This is a genomic window from Microvirga antarctica (genome assembly GCF_017921815.1).
Classification (GTDB): domain Bacteria; phylum Pseudomonadota; class Alphaproteobacteria; order Rhizobiales; family Beijerinckiaceae; genus Microvirga; species Microvirga antarctica.
Genome location: NZ_JAGEMM010000003.1, coordinates 359,091 through 376,775, shown reverse-complemented (window position 1 = coordinate 376,775; position 17,685 = coordinate 359,091). Strand labels below are relative to the sequence as shown.

The following is a 17,685-nucleotide window of genomic DNA, read 5'->3' as shown; positions in this document are numbered from 1 at the left end:
CTCTCGTGGAAGGCGGGGCGGACGGGGCCGCATCGTCTATACGCGACCGTCGGACAGGCCAAGCGAAATCGCCCTTGTTGATGTCGGACGCGATGGACTCCCGACCCCCCATTGTTGACCGGAGGCGGGCTCGCACCGTAGAAGCCGCGCCTTACGTTCGGAGGTTTCATGCAGTCCATCGGTCAGCGCATCGCCGCGGAATTGAACGCCCAGGAATGGCAGGTCAAGGCAGCCATCGCGCTGCTGGACGCGGGCTCCACAGTCCCGTTCATCGCCCGCTACCGAAAGGAAGTTACCGGAACGCTCGACGACACGCAGCTTCGAACCCTGGACGAACGCCTGCGCTACCTGCGCGAACTCGAGGATCGCCGGAAGGCAATCATCGACAGCGTCCGCGAGCAGGGCAAACTTACGGATGCCTTGCTCGTCCAGTTCAGCGCCGCCGACACCAAGGCGCGCCTGGAGGACCTTTATCTGCCCTTCAAGCCAAAACGCCGCACCAAGGCGCAGATTGCGCGCGAAGCAGGCCTGGAGCCCCTCGCCGACCAGCTGCTGACCGATCCGACACAGGAGCCTCTTGTCGTCGCCCACGCCTTCGTGGCCGACGACAAGGGCATCGCCACGCCCGAGGCAGCCCTTGAGGGCGCCCGCGCGATTCTCGTCGAGCGATTCGCCGAGCATGCAGAACTGCTCGCCGCCCTGCGGGACACCTATTGGCAGCGGGGTCGCCTGACGTCGCGCGTCCGCGAGGGAAAGACCACCGACGGGGCCAAATTCGCGGACTATTTCGACTTTTCCGAGCCGCTGCCGAAACTTCCGTCTCACCGCATCCTCGCGCTGTTCCGGGGCGAGAAGGAAGAGATCCTCGATCTGCGGATGGAGGAGGACAAGGATAGCGCCGAGCCAACCTATGCAAGCCCCTACGAGGGCCGCACCGCCACGACCTTCGGCATCGCCGACAAAGGACGCAAGGGTGACCGCTGGCTGCTCGACACGGTGCGATGGGCGTGGCGCACCAAGCTGCGCTACACCATCGAGCTCGATATGAAGATGCGCCTTTGGCAACTGGCCGAGGATGAAGGCGTGAAGGTCTTTGCCGGAAACCTGCGCGACCTTCTGCTGGCGGCACCCGCCGGCGCCCGCCCGACGCTCGGCCTCGATCCCGGATTCCGCACCGGCGTGAAGGTGGCGGTGGTGGATGAAACCGGCAAGGTCGTGGGCACCGACACCATCTATCCGCACGAACCCAAGCGTCAATGGAACGAAACACTGCAGGTTCTTGGTCGCCTGTGCCGGGCGCACAAGGTCGAGCTGGTGGCGATCGGCAATGGCACGGCTTCACGCGAGACCGACAAGCTCGCGGCGGAACTCGTGGCCGCGAACCCGGATCTCCGCCTGACCAAGATCATGGTGTCGGAAGCCGGCGCGTCGGTCTATTCCGCGTCCGCCTTCGCCAGTCAGGAACTGCCGGATCTCGATGTGTCGATTCGCGGCGCGGTCTCGATCGCCCGACGTCTGCAAGACCCTTTGGCCGAACTCGTGAAGATCGACCCCAAATCGATCGGCGTCGGCCAGTACCAGCACGATCTGGCAGAGCACAAATTGTCGCGATCCCTCGATGCGGTGGTGGAAGACTGCGTCAACGCGGTGGGTGTTGATCTGAACACCGCCTCCGCGCCGCTGCTGGCACGCGTGTCGGGACTGGGCGAATGGGTCGCACAGAATATCGTCAGTCACCGCGACGCGAACGGACCGTTCCGCACCCGCAAGGCCCTGTCGGGCGTGATGGGGCTGGGTCCGAAAACCTTCGAACAGGCGGCGGGGTTCCTGCGCATTCCCGGTGGCGACGATCCGCTCGATGCCTCCGGCGTCCACCCAGAGGCCTATCCGGTGGTCCGCCGGATCATCGAGGCGACCAAGAGCGACATCAAGGTCCTCATCGGCAATGGCTTGCTTCTCAAGGGCCTGAAGCCCGAACGCTTCACCGACGACACCTTCGGTGTGCCAACCGTCAAGGATATCCTGGCCGAACTCGAGAAGCCCGGTCGCGATCCGCGCCCCGAATTCAAGACCGCGACCTTCATGGACGGAATCGAGAAGATCAGCGATCTCAAGCCCGGCATGATTCTCGAGGGCGTCGTCACCAACGTGGCGGCGTTCGGCGCTTTCGTGGATATCGGCGTGCACCAGGACGGCCTCGTGCATATTTCGGCCCTCGCCGATACCTTCGTGAAGGACCCGCGCAGCATCGTCAAACCGGGCGACGTGGTGCGAGTCAGAGTGCTTGAGATCGATCCCGCGCGAAAGCGCATTGCGCTGACGATGCGCATGAGCGATCCGGTCGAGAAAAGGCCAGCGGCTCCAAGCAATCAGGAGCGCGTGGCGTTCCAGAAATACGACAGCAAAAAGCCATCGACCGCCAAGGATACCGGCGGCGGCGCGTTGGCCGACGCGTTGCGGCGCGCAGGTCTGTCAGACAAGCCGCGCTAGCCGGAAACGGCGCGTGCAGCGTTTCGACGGGCGAGCGAAAACGGCGCGAGATCGAGGTCGCTGATCCCCGTTGTGGTGAGATCGGCGACGGCCGCGCCAATCCCGGCCGAATGCTTGAAGCCATGCCCCGAACAAGCCGAGACGACGAGGACGCGCTCGTGGGCGGGATGCCGGTCGATCAGAAAATGCGAATCCGGTGTGACCGTGTAGAGGCACGTCACCGAACGCTCGGGCGCGCTTGCAAGACCCGCAAGCCGACCAGCGAGATGCGCCGCAGACATGTCGGTTCCCTCGTCTGCTGCGACGACGCGCTCGACATGGTCAGGATCGGTCGTCACGTCGTACTGCTCGCCGGCTGTCTTCATGACCCTTTGGCCCGGAAGCGCCGGAAAGCCGTAGAACATGTCGGATGGCGCGGGCCCATGGGTCCAGATGAAGACGGGGCTTCTGCGCCAATCCGCGAGCCGCGCGTCGTCGATTGCGAACCAGTGCATGACCTGCCTGCAGGGCGACAGGATCGTGTCGAAAGGCGCTCCCAGAAGTGCGGGCGCCCAGGACCCGGCAGCAACGACAACCTGCGCGGCCAGAATGATGCCGGCCTCATTGGTGTCGATGCGCACCCCGTGACGATCCGACGTGATCGCCCGCACTGTCGTGCCGAGGCGGAGCGTGGCGCCGAGTTCGCGCGCGCGGCGGATCTGCGCCGACACGCAACGCTCTGGGTCGACATAGCCGCCGCCCGGTTCGAAATATCCGGATTCGTGATCCTGCGGCGTAAACTGCGGAAAGCGGTAGCGGATCTCGGCCGCGCTCAGCATCTCATGGGCGATCCCGAAATGCTCGGCCGCGTGACGCGTCGTTGCGAAGAAGTCGGCCCGTCGTGTTCCCGCTCCTCCAGCGCCCGACCCGACAATCAGGCAGCCGCATGCCGTCAACAACGTCTCTCCGGTCTCGGCCTCAAGCTCGCGCCAGATATCGTGGGCCCGCAGAACCAGCGGCATATAGGCCTCGCCCTCTCCGACCGCCTGCCGAGTGATCCGCGTTTCGCCGTGAGTTGATCCCCGATCGTGCGGAGGATGATCGCGATCGATGCCGATGGCCCTCACCCCTCGCCTGGCCAGTTGGTAGAGCGCCGCCGCGCCCATCGCCCCCAGACCCACGACAGCGACATCATAGGTTTCAGACCCGTTCGACACTGTAATCTCCTAACGCCCGTCCCTATCCCAAGCAGAAATTCAAACGCCCCGCAACCGCGCCTGTGACCAAGCTTGTGAGGGTGTCGGAACTGGTCTAGAAGCGGGACGTCTCACGGGGAGCCCACGATCAGGGCTGAGAGGCGGCCAGGCCGTCGACCCGTTGAACCTGATCCGGGTTATGCCGGCGGAGGGAATGAGCATGCGATCTCGCAGATCCACCTGGCTGCGCCCCGTGCACGTTATGCCGACCGTCCGGCTTGTCTTTTTGCATGGGAGTCGTCTGATGATCCGCAAATTTGTTCTTGCCGCAGGCCTGCTTGCCATATCGATCGGCGTTGCCGCGGCGCAATCCAGGCCCGTGCTGACGGTCTATACCTACGGGTCCTTTGCGGGGAAATACGGGCCGGGCAAGCTCATCAAGGATCGTTTCGAGGCAGGCTGCGGCTGCGAGCTCACGTTCGTCACTGCCGAGGATGCCGGCAGCCTCGTCGGGCGGCTGCGACTGGAGGGTGAGAGCACGAAGGCAGATGTCGTCGTCGGCCTCGACATGAATCTCGCCGCCGAGGCCAAAGCGCTTGGACTTTTCGCCGCCCATCAGGCGGACGTCAAAAATCTCTCTTTGCCGATCGCATGGTCGGACGACACGTTCATCCCCTTCGACTGGGGCTATCTCGCCTTCGTCTACGACGCGAACAAGCTCCCCAACCCGCCCAAAAGCCTGAAGGAGCTTGTCGACAGCCCGAACGGGCCGAAGATCGTGCTGCAGGATCCCCGGACCAGTGCACCCGGCCTCGGCTTCATGCTGTGGATGCGCAAGGTCTATGGGGATGAGGCAGGACAGGCGTGGGGCCGCCTGAAGCCGCGCGTCGTGACCTTCACGAAGGGCTGGTCGGAAGCCTATGGGCTGTTCATGAAAGGCGAGGCCGACATGGTTCTGTCGTACACGACCTCACCCGCCTACCATGCGGTCGCGGAGAAGAAGGACAACTTCAAGGCGGCAGGTTTCACGGAGGGACATTACCTTCACGTCGAACTGGCGGGCATGACCCGGACGACCAAGCAGGCTGCACTTGCCAAGTCGTTCATGGCGTTCGTCCTGTCCGAGCCGTTTCAATCCGCCATGCCCGAGGGCAACTGGATGATGCCGGTGAAAGACCCGGCGGCGGGCCTTCCGGCAGCGTTCCGGGATCTCGTGAAACCCTCGAAGACCCTGCTGTACACGCCCGAGGAGGTGCAGCAGAACCGGCGTACCTTCACGGATGAGTGGCTCAACGCCACCTCCCGCTAAGGCCCCCCATGCGGTTGCCGCTGCCTCATCCCGGGAGCATCGTCGCCTTCGCGATTCTTGCTCTCGTGGGCGGCAGCTTCATCGCGCTCGTGACGATCGACGGCGGCAAGCCGACGCTTCTGTCGATCGGTCCCTATCTGTTTCGCGTCCTTGTCTTTTCGCTGACACAGGCGACTCTCTCCACGCTCCTGTCGATCGGCTTTGGCACCGCACTCGCTTTGGCGCTGGCAAGGCGCCGGTTTCCCGGCCGTGACGCCGTGCTGGCAGCGCTGGGCACGACGATGGTCATCCCCGGGATCGTCGCGGTGCTGGCGGTGATCAGCGTCTATGGTCGCAGCGGATGGATCGCGAGCGGCCTGAGCGTATTGGGCTGGAGCAGCGACGCCAGCATCTTCGGCTATCCCGGAATTCTCATCGCCCATGTGTTCCTCAACTCGCCTTTCGTCGCTCGGATCGTGCTTGATGGCCTGAGCGTGGTGCCGGCGGAGCAATGGCGCCTGGCGTCGAGCCTCGGGTTCACCCCCGGTCAGTCATTTCGCCATCTCGACTGGCCGGTTTTGCGAGCCGAACTGCCCGGACTGGCGAGTCTCGTGTTCCTGCTCTGCTTCAAGAGTTTTGCCATCGTGCTGGCGCTCGGCGGCGGTCCGGGGCGGGCGACTCTCGAGGTCGCCATCTACGAGGCGCTCAAGATCGATTTCGATTTCGGCCGCGCCGCCTGGCTCGCCCTGGTGCAGATAGCCGTCTGCCTGTCGGTGACCCTCGCGTTGAACCGCGCTTTCACTCGGCCGCCCGCGGCCCTGACAACACGCTTGCCGGCGGCGCGGACGGACCGGAGCCATCGGGCGCTGAAGCGCGTCGATGTTGGCGTTCTGATAATCGCATCGGTATTCATCGGGCCGCTTCTCCTGAGTGTGCTGAGTGGCATCGCCTTCATAGGCGCGGTGCTGGACAGGGATGTGGCGGTCGCGTTCGCCACCAGCCTTGCCATCGCCACGGCCGCCGCTGCCGTCGCATGCCTGCTGGCGCTGGCGCTTGGGGCGGCCGCGCGCCGCGCGCGCCTTCGGTCGCGGTCGCCCGCCGTTGCCGCCTTCTACGACATCCTGCCGAATCTGCTGCTGGCGGTTCCGCCCTTTGCGCTGACGGCCGGACTGTTTCTGATGATGCGCCGATTTGTAGAACCCGCGCAGGCAGGCTTTCTGCTCCTCCCGCTCATCAACGGGCTTGCTGCCCTCCCCTTCGCCTATCGGTCGATCGCGCCCCGCCAGTTCATCGCGGAAGAACGCTATGGAAGGCTGTCGCAGACCCTGGGATTGTCGGGATGGTCGAGGTTTTCGATCATGGACTGGCCGATGCTGCGACGGCCGTTCGCCGCGGCGTTTGCCCTGTCGATGGCGCTGTCGTTCGGTGATTTCGGAATCGTGGCGCTTTTTGGTGGCGCTGAACTGCGCACCCTGCCCTATCTGCTCTACGAGCGTCTCGGAGCCTATCGCCTTGATGAGGCCTCGGCCATCGGCCTCCTGATCCTTGCCATGGCGTTTTGTCTCGCTCACCTGTCAGGCCGGATGTCCCATGCTGCGGATTGAGAATTGCCGTCTTGTCTGGCCCGATTTCAGGGCTGAGTACACGCTGACGGTGGCAGCCGGGGCGCTATGCGCCATCGTGGGACCGTCAGGCGGGGGCAAGACCACGCTCCTGCACATGATCGCCGGGTTCGAGACGCCGGAAAGCGGCGCTCTTAGCTTCGATGGACAGGACCTGCTGCCGCTGCCGCCAGCCAAAAGACCGGTGGCCATGGTCTTCCAGGACCACAACCTGTTTCCGCATCTCACGGCGGAAGAGAACGCCAGCCTCGGCCTGCGCCCTTCGCTGCGGCTCGACCGGTCTGAGCGGGAGGCCGTGGTGGACGCTCTTGCGGCGGTCGGGCTGAGTGGGCTGGAACGGCGCCGACCCGAGGACATGTCGGGCGGCCAGCGCCAGCGGGTCGCACTCGCCCGGGCGCTGGTGTCGCGCCGCCCGTTGATCCTTCTGGACGAGCCCTTCAGCAGCCTTGATCCGGCGCTGCGCGAGGATATGATCCTCGTGGTCGACGCCATGCGACGCCACCGGGCGGTCACCATCCTGATGACCATCCACACCCCCGACGAGGTGGCTGATGTGGCCGACCAGATGGCATTTGTCGCCGAGGGGCGCGTTGTGGCGTCCGGCTCGCCGGCCGAGGTCATGAGCCGGCCGTGGTCGTCCGACCGTTCTGCCTAGCCTGGCAGGAATGCTCTGATCCGTCGCCGCGCGGCGATAATGCGCCGTGCTTCGCATACGGAGTAGTGTCTTATATTCCTTGGGCCGGGCAGTTTTGTCCGCTAGGGTCTGACAGCGTTTCGGCCCGTTTTCCGCAACTCACCAGAGGACGAGCCCCGTCACACTCCCATGTCAGAGACGTCCTCTCATCCCCTAACCCCCCTGGGCGGCGAGTTTCGCGCGCCGGGCAGAGAGGCAGCCTTCCAGGCGGAGCGTCTTCCCGACACCCTCCGGCATGTGCGGGTGCTTTTTCTGCTCTCCTCCGTGCTGAACGCCCTCTTCCTGCTGAGCGACTGGCGATTTTACGGCGATCCGCACTTCTACGTGGCGATTCCGGCGCGGGTTGGAGTCGTTGCGGTGTCTATTCTTTGCGTCTGGCTGGTCAGGTGGGCGACGACCTTTCAGCACGCGCAGCGGCTGATGTTGCTGTGGGAACTTGCCACCGCAATCGGCGTGGCCTTTCTGGTCAGCTCGCACAGCAATCTCGCCCTCTTCGTCGTGCTTCTGCTGCCGTCGATCTATTATCTGGTCGTCCCGACATCCTTTCGCTGGACCGTGACAGCCGGCGTGACCTGCAGCATTCTGCTGCTCGGCGGGTACCTTTTGCCCGAGAAGGCGAACCCCACCGAGACCGGGCTGATTCTGGCGATGGTCACGCTCAACCTCGCGCTGATTCTGGTCGTCACCCGGTCGAACCGGCTGCAACGCACCGAGTGGGCCGCCACGCAGGCAGCCCGTGAGGCCAAGGACGCGCTCGTCGAAAGCCGGGCGATGTTCGAGACGATGTTCAAGACCGTTCCGATTCCCCTCATCGTATCCCGCGCCGACGGCACGCTGGTCACCACCAATGACGCCGCGATCCGCTATTTCGGGATCGAGCCCGAGACATTGGGGATCCGCTCGGCCGCCGAGGTCTATGAGAACCCTGACGATCGCGCGATCTTTCTGGACAAACTCGCCCAGGATGGCCGCGTCACCGGATTCGAAACCACCATCCGCCTGGCGGATGGAACGCTCCGCGCCGTCCTGGTGGCCGGCGACATGGTGGAGATCCGCGGCGAACATTTCGTCATGTCGGCTGTGGTCGATATTACCGAGCGCAAGGCGGCCGAGGAGAGGGTGTGGCGCGCGGCCAGCCACGATTCCCTCACCGGCCTTCCCAACCGCGGGCTTTTCCAGAGCCGCCTCGAGCAGGCTTTGGCCGAAGCCGAGCGCAACGGCACCCATGTCAGCATCCTTCTGGTGGATCTCGACAACCTCAAGACCGTCAACGATACGATGGGCCACGATGCGGGCGATGCTCTGCTGAAGGAGACCGCGAATCGCCTGAAGGTGATGATGCGCGAGTGCGATACCGTCGCCCGGCTGGGCGGCGACGAGTTCGTCATCGTCGTCATCGAGCCGATTCTGCTCGCCAATGCCATGAGCCTCGCCGAGCAGGTGCTCTCGGAACTGCGTTTTCCGTTCCGCCACGGCGACGAAGTTCTCTCGGGCCTTGCAAGCATCGGAGTCGCGGGATTTCCCGAACATGATCGCAAGCCGACGGAGCTTCTCAAAGACGCGGATCTGGCCCTCTATGCAGCCAAGGCGCAGGGGCGCAACCGGGCGGTAGCGTACACGCCTGACATGCGCCATCGAATCGAACAGCGCGCGACCGTGAGCCGCGAGATTCAGGAGGCGGTGCGGCTTGGCGAAATCATTCCCTATTACCAACCCAAGGTCGACCTTGTTTCGGGCAAGGTGACGGGCTTCGAGGCCCTGGCGCGCTGGCAGCATCCCGAACAGGGCTTCCTGACCCCCGCCTCGTTTCTCACCGCCTTCGAGGACCCTGAATTGTCGATTACGGTCGGCGAACATATGATTCGGCAGGTCGCAGGCGATATCCGGCGATGGCTCGACCGCGGCATCGATTGCGGCCGTGTTGCGGTCAATCTCTCGACCGCGCAGTTCAACTGGATCGGGCTGGCCAAGCGCTTCATCGACATCCTCCAGGAGGCCGGCGTTCCCAACGAGAGGCTGGAGGTCGAGATCACCGAAACGGTGTTCCTCGGGCGCAGTTCGACCCATGTGGTGACGGCGCTCAAGCAGTTTCACGACAGCGGCATCCGCATCGCATTGGATGATTTCGGGACTGGCTACGCGTCTCTCATTCACCTCAAGCAGTTTCCGGTCGACGACATCAAGATCGACCAGAGCTTCGTCACGGATCTGGAGACTGATTCGGAGAACGCGGCGATCGTCCAGGCGGTGATCGAACTGGGATTGAGCCTCGGCATGAATGTGATCGCCGAGGGTGTCGAGACGGAGGAGCAGGCCGAATTCCTGAGGTCGCGCGGCTGCGCACAGGCGCAGGGCAATCTCTATGCCGAGCCGATGCCAATGGAGGAAGTACAGCATTTTCTCGACCGGCAGCGGGCCCGTTGCGCCTGACAAAACGATCAGCCCCGCGAAAAAAGCCCTCACGAAAGCGCGCAGAGCACGGCCAAGTGCTCTTCTAGTGGTATCGCGCGCATCCACGGGCTTGTCGGAAAGGCCCATTCGTTCTCGCTCGCACCCGACGGTCTCATCGCCGCGGATCGTCCAGGGCCTTCACGAACTGGACATTAAGTGGCATGGTTGGCGCAACGGCGCGTCCCCGCGGCGTGCACAGGATCGGCCCCCCATTTGACCACGCAAAACCCCTTGTTTCTCGGTATCGATGGCGGCGGCACGAAGTGCCGCGCACGCCTGCGCGATGCCAGTGGCAGGCTCTTGGGTGAAGGGTCAGGTGGCCCGGCCAATGTGCGCCTCGATCCCGCGCTGGTGTGGCGGTCGGTGCTTGCCGCAACCCGCGCGGCGGCCGGTGAGGCCGGCCTCACGGAGGCCGATTGGGCGCGGACCTACGTTGGCATGGGGGCTGCAGGAGCAGGCCAGGCCACGTCGCTGCAACAATTCATGACCTTGCCCCATCCCTTTGCGGCCATGGCTGTCGAGACAGACGCACATACGGCCTGGCTTGGCGCCTTTGGCGGGAAGGACGGGGCGATCCTGATCATCGGCACAGGGTCATGCGGCTACGCAAGCGTGGCCGGAGCGCGCCACTATGTCGGCGGATGGGGCCACGAAATCTCCGACGAGGGAAGCGGGGCCGCAATCGGGCGCGATGTCCTTCGCCGCGCGATCTGGACCCGTGACGGACGCCTTCCCGGATCCACGCTCGCCACAACCATACTCGCGGAATTCGGCAACAGCCCGGAGGCCCTGATCGATTGGGTCGGCAGCGCTCGCCCGGGCGACTTCGCGCGTTTCGCGCCGGTCGTTCTCCAGCATGCCGAGGCTCGTGATCCACTGGCTCTGGACGTGATCGAACGGGCCGCGGCCGATGTGTCGCAGATCGCCTTGCGGCTCCTCGATCTTGGCGCTCCCGCCCTATGCCTCTTCGGCGGGTTGGCCGAGCCACTACGGCCATGGCTGCCGCCACCGGTGCAGCACGCCATCACGCCGCCGCTCGGCGATGCGCTCGACGGGGCAATCCTGCTGGCACGCGGTCTCTTCATGGAGGGCAACGATGCTTAGCCCCGGCTTCGAATCCCTCGACCTGACACCGCTCGACGAGGACAACCCGACACCGCTCTACATTCAGTTGCAGCAATCGATCGAGGATGCCTTGCAGCGCGGGGCGCTGAAGACGGCCGACGCGCTGCCGGGGGAACGGGACCTCGCCAAGCAACTCGGCGTCTCCCGCGTCACGGTTCGCAAAGCCATTAACGGGCTCGTCAAGAAGGGCGTCCTTGTCCAACGCTGGGGATCGGGCACCTTCATCGCGCCGCAGACACGGATCGAACAACCTCTATCCCGGCTGTCGAGCTTCACGGACGACATGTCGGCGCGCGGCCTGCCATCATCCGCTGTGTTGTTGAGCCGCTCGGTCGGCCAGGCAGCTCCCAACGAGCTGATGGCGCTCGGCTTGTCGCCGGGCGATCTGGTCAGCCGGGTCAACCGCCTCCGGCTTGCGGATGGGGTGCCGATGGCGATCGAACATGCGGTCGTGCCGAGCCGGTTTCTGCCAGACCCGTCGCTGGTGAAGCAATCGCTCTATTCCGTCCTGCACGAGCAGGGCGTGATGCCAAGCCGCGCGTTGCAACGTCTGCACGCGGTTCTGCTCTCCGCCGAGCAGGCAGGCCTTCTCAAGGTACCGCCGCAGAGTCCGGCGCTCTATATCGAGCGCCGGTCCTTCACCGCCTCGGGCGAGGCGGTCGAGTTCACGTCGTCCTATTATCGGGGCGATGCCTATGATTTTGTCGCCGAGTTGACGATCGGTCAGCCGGACCGGATTCCAACCGATGCCTCCTGACGCCGACGCTTTCGACCCAGCCGCCACCGCGATGTTGCGGGAAGCCCGCGAGGCCCCACAGGTCGTCGCGCGCCTGCTCGCCGCCAATGCGCCACTCTGCCGCGATCTCGGCGCACGGCTGCGCGCATTGCCTCCCCCCTTCGCAGTCACTTGCGCACGCGGCTCGTCCGACAACGCCGCGACCTTCGCGAAATACCTGCTCGAAATCCATTCAGGGCTCGTGACCGCCTCCGTCGGACCCTCCGTGACATCGGTCTACGCGGCGCGGCCGCGCATGCGCGACGCGCTCTTTCTCGCCGTCTCCCAGTCTGGCCGGAGCCCGGATATCCTGCACCTGGCGCAAGCCGGCCGGGATGACGGCGCGCTGACCGTTGCGCTTGTCAACGACACGCAATCGCCGCTGGCGGCAACCTGCGAAATCGTGCTGCCGCTCCATGCGGGCCCCGAGAAAAGCGTCGCGGCCACGAAGTCGTTCATCGCAGCACTTGCCGCCGGCCTCCAGCTCGTGGCTCACTGGTCGCAGGACAGCGTTCTGCTGGCGGCTCTCGAGGGATTGCCGGAAGTGCTGGACACGGCGGTCTCCACCGATTGGTCGGCCGCCCTGCCGCTTCTGTCGCGCGCCGACAACCTCTTCGTGGTGGGGCGCGGCGTCGGCTTCGCGGTGGCCCAGGAAGCGGCCCTCAAGCTCAAGGAGACGTCTGGCATCCATGCGGAGGCGATGAGTTCGGCCGAGCTGATGCACGGGCCGTGGACGCTCGCCGGCGACCACTTTCCGATTCTCGTGCTGAGCCAGCGCGACGAGACCCTCAGCGGCGTGAACGATCTTGTGACGAAGCTGAACGGCCAGGCGATTCCCGTCGTCGTGGCGGGCGCTGCCGAGGGCCCGGCCTCCATCATGCTGCCATCGGGCGAGGGCATTCATCCCTATCTGGCGCCCATCGCGCTGATCCAGAGCTTCTATCCCCTTGTCAACGCGATCGCCCATGCGCGTGGCCGCAATCCTGACAAGCCGCCGCGGCTGCTGAAAGTCACGGAGACCGTGTGATGCGCTTTGCCCTGACCGGCGCTCGTGTGTTCGACGGGACGCATTGTCTCGACGGCTGGGCCGTCATCATCGACGACCACCGCATCGCGGCCGTGGTGAGCGAGAGCGAACTCGACGAGACAGTCCCGCGCCAGGAGATCGCAGGGCTCCTCGCGCCGGGCTTCATCGACACGCAGGTGAACGGTGGCGGCGGCGTCATGTTCAACGACGTCCGCACGCTCGAGGGCCTGCGCACGATTGCCTCCGCCCACCGCGCCTACGGCACAACGGGTCTGCTTCCCACCTTCATCACCGATAGCCGCGAACGCATGGCCGAGGCCGTTGACGCCGTCGGCAAGGCACTCGCGGCCGAGGTGCCGGGGGTGCTGGGGATTCACGTGGAGGGCCCCTTCCTCAACCCGGAGCGAAAGGGCGTCCACGACCCCGCCTACATGCGCCCCATTGACGACGACGACATCGCGATCCTCACCTCCTCGCGGGAAGGCCGCACCCTTGTGACCCTGGCGCCTGAGATGAACCCCATGACGGCCATCGGCCGCCTGTCGCAGGAGGGCGTCATCGTCTGTGCCGGCCATACAGCGGCCGATTACGAGACGATCATGGAATCCTGCCGCCATGGATTGCGCGGGTTCACCCATCTCTTCAACGCCATGCCACCCTTGTCCGGGCGGGATCCCGCCACGGTGGGCGCGGCTCTGGACAGCGGCCGCACATGGTGCGGGATCATCGTGGACGGGCATCATGTGTCCGATGCCTCCCTGCGCATCGCCATCGCGGCGAAAGGCGCGCCGCATATCATGCTGGTGACCGACGCCATGGCGGTCACGGGAACGGATCTTTCGGAATTCCCCTTGCATGGGCGGACGATCTACCGCCGCGACGGCAAACTCACCACCGCTGACGGGACTCTTGCTGGATCGGATCTCGACATGGCGAGCGCCGTCCGCAATGCCGTCAACCGATTGGGCGTCTCGCTTCCCGATGCCCTGCGCATGGCGTCGTTGAACGCGGCGACCTTCCTGCGGCTCGACCATGAAATGGGACGCATCGCGCCCGGCTACCGCGCCGACCTTGTCCTGCTCGATGATGGCCTTACCGTGAAGCAGACATGGATCGGCGGAGCGGCAGGCTAGCGTTTCTCGTAGAAGACGAAGGCGTAGGTTCGGCCCGCGAAGTCGCGATCATAGCCGCGCGCCACCTGCCAGCCGTGACGCTCGTAGAATCTGCGGGCAGCTTTGTTGTCGCGGAAGCATTCGAGCGTGCGCGCGCCGTTCTTCTCCGCGTGCGCAAGGAGCTTCGCACCGACGCCCTTTCCGATGGCAGCCGGATCCATGAACAGCATGTCGATATGGCCATCGGTGACCAGCAGGAACCCGGTCGACCGGCCATCGTCCTCGGCCACGACGAGAGCCTGCCAGCAGGAGGCGAACCGCGCTTCGAAGAACGCCGTGTCTCGGCTCCCCATCGCGACATCGTCGAGGATCTCCGAGAACGCCGCCCGATAGGAGCGCGCCGCCACCCGCGCCAACGCCGGAATATCGCTTTCCCGGGCTGCGCGAAGCATCATGGTTGGCCGCGCAGGCGGGGATCGAGGGTGTCGCGCAGCGCGTCACCCAGGAGGTTGAATCCGAACGACAGGAACAGGATGCCGAAGCCGGCGAAGATGGCGCTCCAGGGCGACAGCAGGAGGAAGTTCCGGCCTTCGGCCAGCATCAACCCCAAGGACGGCGTCGGCGGCTGTGTGCCGAGACCAAGGAAGGACAACGACGCCTCGACGAGAATGGCCGCGGACAGCAGCAGACTGGTCTGGACGAGAATGACCGAGGCGAGGTTGGGCAGGATATGCAGGAAGATGATACGCGCATCCGATGCCCCGATCGCCTTGGCGCCCGCCACGTATTCACTCTCGCAAAGGACCAGCGCCGGTCCTCGGAGGAGGCGAGCGAAGATCGGCGTGTAGACGACCGCAATCGCCGCCGCCGCGCTGTAGGTGTGGGGCCCGAGAACCGCGATGATGCCGATCGCCAGCAGCATGACGGGGAAAGCAAACAGCACGTCCATCAGCCGCATGACGATGCGGTCGAGCCAGCCGCGGTAATAGGCCGAGATCAATCCCAGCGTGCCTCCGGCGAGCAGCGCAATGCCGACGGCGATCACGCACGCGATAAGCGACGTGCGGTAGCCGTAGAGAATGCGGGTGAGCACGTCGCGGCCAAGCTGATCGGTGCCGAGCCAGTTGAGAAGGGTCGGTCCCCTGAGACGCCGGGCGACGCTTTGGGCCATCGGGTCATAGGGCGCGATAAAGGGTGCCCCGAGGGCGAGGAACAACTGCACCGCGACGAGGATGACCGCGAAGGTCAGGAGCTTGTTCTGGGAGAGGCGTGCCATCACGGTCATGCCCGCACGCGCGGATCGACGAACATGTAGAGCATGTCGACCAGAAAGTTCACGAAGACGAAGCCTGCCGTCACCACCAGGATGGTCGCCTGAATGAGCGGATAGTTGCGCTCGGCGATCGCCCCGAGGATGAGGCGGCCGAGACCCGGAATGGCGAAGACCTGCTCGACGACGATGGCGCCGCCCAGCAAGTAGCCGGTCATGATGCCGACACTGGTGAGGAAGGGGATCATGGCATTGCGTAGGGCGTGTTTGTAGACCACCCGCCGCTCCGTCAGCCCCTTGGCGCGCGCCGTGCGCACGTAGTCCTGACCGAGAGCATCCAGCATGGCGGAGCGCACGAGGCGGGAGAGATTGGCGAGAATCGGCAATGCCAAGGCAACCGCCGGCAGGATCATGCGCTCGAGATTACCCAGGGGATTCTGCGAAAAGGGCACGTAACCGAGCGACGAAAATCCGGGCGCAAGACTCGACAGCAGAAGGATCAGCACGATGCCGAGCCAGAATGACGGGATGGTGAGGCCCGCGATCGCGCCGACGCGCATCGCCACATCCGCCACGCCGCCCCGGGTCTGCGCCATCAGGCAGCCGACCGGGACTGCCAGCACGGCGCCGATGACGAGCGCCAGGAAGGTGAGTTCGAGGGTCGGCCAGAGATGGATCAGGATCTCGCCGGCCACCGGCCGCCCGGTCCAGAGCGAGGTGCCGAAATCGCCCCGCAGGGCGGCCCCCGCCCACAGGAGGTATTGCTCGACCAGCGGCCGGTCGAGGCCGACGCGCCGGTTGAGTTCTGCCATGCGCTCCGGCGTGATCTCGGTATTGGCCCCGAGCATGATGGCAACCGCGTCGCCGGGAATCAGCCGGATCATGAGGAAGACGATGATCGACACGCCAAACAGGACGACGACGAGATCGAACAGGCGTGTGAGAATGACGCGGTTCATGCGGAATTTTCGGATCGGACCCTCCGGTGAACGCGTTGCGGACGCCGGAGGGTCATGTGGCGGGGATCAGTTGGTGGTGTTTTTGAGATTCACCAGCGAGCGGTTCGCCATGATGTCGAAGCCCTGCATCTTGTCGCGCATGGCCGAGAACAACGTGCTGTAGGTCAGGTGCGCCACCGGGCCGGAGCAGGCGAGTTTCGCCTGAACCTTGTCGTAGGCGGCCTTGCGGGCAGCCTGATCCTGCATGGTGCGGGCGCTGTCGAGCAGGCCGTCGATCTCCGTGTCCGAGTACTTGAACACGTTGGTCGAGCCACCGGTGCGGAAGGTGCGGAAGAAATACTCGTCAGGATCGGCGCTGCCGGCATTGGTCGACGCGAAGAGGTCGAAATTGCTGTTGCGCCAATCCTGGATGAACTGGCCCTGCTCCTGGTTCTTCAGCTCAACCTTGAAGCCTGCCTTGTTCAATTGCTCCTGCACGACTTGCGCGACGTCCTTGATGTCCTGGCGCGGCAGGACGTTCATCGTGACGGCGACCGGCATGGCGACGCCGGCTTCCTTGAGAAGCGCCTGCGCCTTGGCGGGATCGGTGGTGTAGCAGGGGAAGGTCTTGACATCGACGGCCCAGGATTTGAGCGCCGGCGACAGCGGCCCGCCGGGAACGCCTGCGCCAAAGAGCGCCGCTTCGACGATTTCCTGGCGGTTCAGCGCATAGTTCAAGGCCTCGCGCACCTTCGGATTGTCGAAGGGCGGCTTCGACACGTTCATGCCCACCAGGCTGTAGGCGAGCTCCAGCGTTTCGGCGAGCTTGACGCCCGGCTTGCCCTTGAGCTGCAGCGCCGTCGCGGCGTCGATGTTGGGCAACATCGCGAATTGACCGTTGATGAGTCCGACCTGGCGGGTCGCCGATTCCGGCACGATGTTGAACTTGAGGCCGGCAAGTTTCGGCAGGCCCTTGTCCCAATAGGCCTCATTGCGCGACAGCAGCACGAAGCCGTTCGGCTGCCATTCGGTAAACTGGAACGGGCCGGTGCCGACCGGCTTCTTCTGCAGCGCGTCCTTGTCGGCCTCGACCGCGCTCGGGACGATCATGATCGTGGAGATGGACGCCAGCAGCGGGGCGGAAGGCTCCTTCAGCGTCAGCTCGACGGTCAGCGGATCGATCGCCTTGGCGCTTTCGATGCTTGAGAGACGGCTTGCCAGCGGAGAGGCGATTTCCTTGCTCTGCACGCGCTTGATGGACGAGACGACGTCGTCCGCCTCCATGGGGGAGCCATCGTGGAACTTGACGCCCGGGCGCAGCTTGAACGTGTAGGTCTTGGCATCGGGAGAAATCGTCCACGAGGCGGCAAGGCCCGGCACGACCTTGAGATCCTTGTCGACCGCCGTCAGCCCCTCATAGATGTTGCCGTTGACGATCATGAAACTCGGGAACGCCGTGATGAGATGGGGATCGAGACCGGTCGGGCTGAGATCCGCGCCGATTTCAAGGACCTGGGCCGAAGCGCCGGCCATTGCCGTCATGAGGAAACCCGCGCCCAACGCGCAGCGAAGTGCCGACCTGATCATTCGTTTGTTCTCCCTTGGAAGCCGCTGGGGAATTTATAGGCCATCGCTTTTGCCCTGTCATGGTCCAATCTCATACCACTCTGGTGGCAGCCCGGGCGTGTGGTATGGTTGCCTTGCCCGAGCCCTCCTGA

General features: G+C 64.8%; 14 protein-coding genes and 1 riboswitch. Of the genes, 9 read left to right on the top strand and 5 right to left on the bottom strand.

Annotated elements, in window-relative coordinates; all coding sequences use genetic code 11:
- Nucleotides 1–168: 168 nt before the first annotated feature.
- The gene (locus tag J4G32_RS12870; protein ID WP_210493823.1) at nt 169–2,490 is read left to right on the top strand and encodes a Tex family protein; all 2,322 of its coding nucleotides are present in this window, start codon (nt 169–171) and stop codon (nt 2,488–2,490) included.
- Here the strand turns inward: J4G32_RS12870 and solA are convergent.
- Nucleotides 2,487–3,686, bottom strand: coding sequence for an N-methyl-L-tryptophan oxidase (solA, locus tag J4G32_RS12865; protein ID WP_343232647.1), 1,200 nt, complete (start codon nt 3,684–3,686; stop codon nt 2,487–2,489). The genes J4G32_RS12870 and solA overlap by 4 nt on opposite strands.
- Before the next feature lie 103 nt (nt 3,687–3,789).
- A riboswitch (TPP riboswitch) is annotated at nt 3,790–3,897 on the top strand.
- A gap of 75 nt (nt 3,898–3,972) precedes the next feature.
- Between solA and thiB the strand changes: the two genes are divergently transcribed.
- The 8 genes from thiB (at nt 3,973) to nagA (ending at nt 13,780) form a co-directional block, all read left to right on the top strand.
- Entirely contained in the window at nt 3,973–4,974 is a 1,002-nt protein-coding gene (gene thiB / locus J4G32_RS12860; protein ID WP_425515517.1) for a thiamine ABC transporter substrate binding subunit, read from the top strand.
- An 8-nt stretch (nt 4,975–4,982) separates the two neighbouring features.
- Complete coding sequence (locus tag J4G32_RS12855; protein ID WP_210493819.1) at nt 4,983–6,557, top strand: ABC transporter permease subunit; 1,575 nt, start codon at nt 4,983–4,985, stop codon at nt 6,555–6,557.
- The gene (locus J4G32_RS12850) at nt 6,544–7,230 is read left to right on the top strand and encodes a thiamine ABC transporter ATP-binding protein (protein ID WP_210493815.1); all 687 of its coding nucleotides are present in this window, start codon (nt 6,544–6,546) and stop codon (nt 7,228–7,230) included. The genes J4G32_RS12855 and J4G32_RS12850 overlap by 14 nt, the downstream gene beginning before the upstream one ends.
- A 168-nt stretch (nt 7,231–7,398) precedes the next feature.
- Nucleotides 7,399–9,699, top strand: a complete 2,301-nt coding sequence (locus J4G32_RS12845) for a putative bifunctional diguanylate cyclase/phosphodiesterase (protein ID WP_210493811.1) — start codon at nt 7,399–7,401, stop codon at nt 9,697–9,699.
- A gap of 234 nt (nt 9,700–9,933) precedes the next feature.
- A complete protein-coding gene (locus J4G32_RS12840) occupies nt 9,934–10,824 on the top strand; it encodes a glucosamine kinase nucleotide-binding domain-containing protein (RefSeq protein ID WP_210493807.1) in 891 nt (296 codons plus the stop codon).
- Entirely contained in the window at nt 10,817–11,602 is a 786-nt protein-coding gene (locus J4G32_RS12835; RefSeq protein WP_210493802.1) for a GntR family transcriptional regulator, read from the top strand. The genes J4G32_RS12840 and J4G32_RS12835 overlap by 8 nt, the downstream gene beginning before the upstream one ends.
- The gene (locus tag J4G32_RS12830; RefSeq protein ID WP_210493794.1) at nt 11,592–12,647 is read left to right on the top strand and encodes an SIS domain-containing protein; all 1,056 of its coding nucleotides are present in this window, start codon (nt 11,592–11,594) and stop codon (nt 12,645–12,647) included. The genes J4G32_RS12835 and J4G32_RS12830 overlap by 11 nt, the downstream gene beginning before the upstream one ends.
- Nucleotides 12,647–13,780, top strand: coding sequence for an N-acetylglucosamine-6-phosphate deacetylase (gene nagA / locus J4G32_RS12825; protein ID WP_210493790.1), 1,134 nt, complete (start codon nt 12,647–12,649; stop codon nt 13,778–13,780). The genes J4G32_RS12830 and nagA overlap by 1 nt, the downstream gene beginning before the upstream one ends.
- On the opposite strand, the gene J4G32_RS12820 is transcribed toward nagA, so the two are convergent.
- The 4 genes from J4G32_RS12820 to J4G32_RS12805 all read right to left on the bottom strand — a co-directional run bounded on the left by J4G32_RS12820 (nt 13,777) and on the right by J4G32_RS12805 (nt 17,554).
- Nucleotides 13,777–14,214: a GNAT family N-acetyltransferase gene (locus J4G32_RS12820; RefSeq protein ID WP_210493782.1), complete on the bottom strand. Its 438-nt coding sequence runs from the start codon at nt 14,212–14,214 to the stop codon at nt 13,777–13,779. The two genes, nagA and J4G32_RS12820, sit on opposite strands and share 4 nt — an antisense overlap.
- The gene (locus J4G32_RS12815; RefSeq protein ID WP_210493772.1) at nt 14,211–15,035 is read right to left on the bottom strand and encodes an ABC transporter permease; all 825 of its coding nucleotides are present in this window, start codon (nt 15,033–15,035) and stop codon (nt 14,211–14,213) included. Before J4G32_RS12815 ends, J4G32_RS12820 begins: the two co-directional genes overlap by 4 nt.
- Before the next feature lie 5 nt (nt 15,036–15,040).
- Complete coding sequence (locus tag J4G32_RS12810) at nt 15,041–15,988, bottom strand: ABC transporter permease (protein WP_210493768.1); 948 nt, start codon at nt 15,986–15,988, stop codon at nt 15,041–15,043.
- A 66-nt stretch (nt 15,989–16,054) separates the two neighbouring features.
- The gene (locus J4G32_RS12805) at nt 16,055–17,554 is read right to left on the bottom strand and encodes an ABC transporter substrate-binding protein (protein WP_210493765.1); all 1,500 of its coding nucleotides are present in this window, start codon (nt 17,552–17,554) and stop codon (nt 16,055–16,057) included.
- Between the last annotated feature and the right edge of the window lie 131 nt (nt 17,555–17,685).

What these genes read in the sequence shown, in the direction of transcription:
- J4G32_RS12870 (WP_210493823.1), top strand. Translation starts at nt 169, where the DNA reads ATGCAGTCCATCGGTCAGCGCATCGCCGCGGAATTGAACGCCCAGGAA.
- J4G32_RS12855 (WP_210493819.1), top strand. Translation starts at nt 4,983, where the DNA reads ATGCGGTTGCCGCTGCCTCATCCCGGGAGCATCGTCGCCTTCGCGATT.
- J4G32_RS12850 (WP_210493815.1), top strand. Translation starts at nt 6,544, where the DNA reads ATGCTGCGGATTGAGAATTGCCGTCTTGTCTGGCCCGATTTCAGGGCT.
- J4G32_RS12845 (WP_210493811.1), top strand. Translation starts at nt 7,399, where the DNA reads ATGTCAGAGACGTCCTCTCATCCCCTAACCCCCCTGGGCGGCGAGTTT.
- J4G32_RS12835 (WP_210493802.1), top strand. Translation starts at nt 10,817, where the DNA reads ATGCTTAGCCCCGGCTTCGAATCCCTCGACCTGACACCGCTCGACGAG.
- J4G32_RS12830 (WP_210493794.1), top strand. Translation starts at nt 11,592, where the DNA reads ATGCCTCCTGACGCCGACGCTTTCGACCCAGCCGCCACCGCGATGTTG.
- nagA (WP_210493790.1), top strand. Translation starts at nt 12,647, where the DNA reads ATGCGCTTTGCCCTGACCGGCGCTCGTGTGTTCGACGGGACGCATTGT.
- J4G32_RS12820 (WP_210493782.1), bottom strand. Translation starts at nt 14,214, where the DNA reads ATGATGCTTCGCGCAGCCCGGGAAAGCGATATTCCGGCGTTGGCGCGG.
- J4G32_RS12815 (WP_210493772.1), bottom strand. Translation starts at nt 15,035, where the DNA reads ATGGCACGCCTCTCCCAGAACAAGCTCCTGACCTTCGCGGTCATCCTC.
- J4G32_RS12810 (WP_210493768.1), bottom strand. Translation starts at nt 15,988, where the DNA reads ATGAACCGCGTCATTCTCACACGCCTGTTCGATCTCGTCGTCGTCCTG.
- J4G32_RS12805 (WP_210493765.1), bottom strand. Translation starts at nt 17,554, where the DNA reads ATGATCAGGTCGGCACTTCGCTGCGCGTTGGGCGCGGGTTTCCTCATG.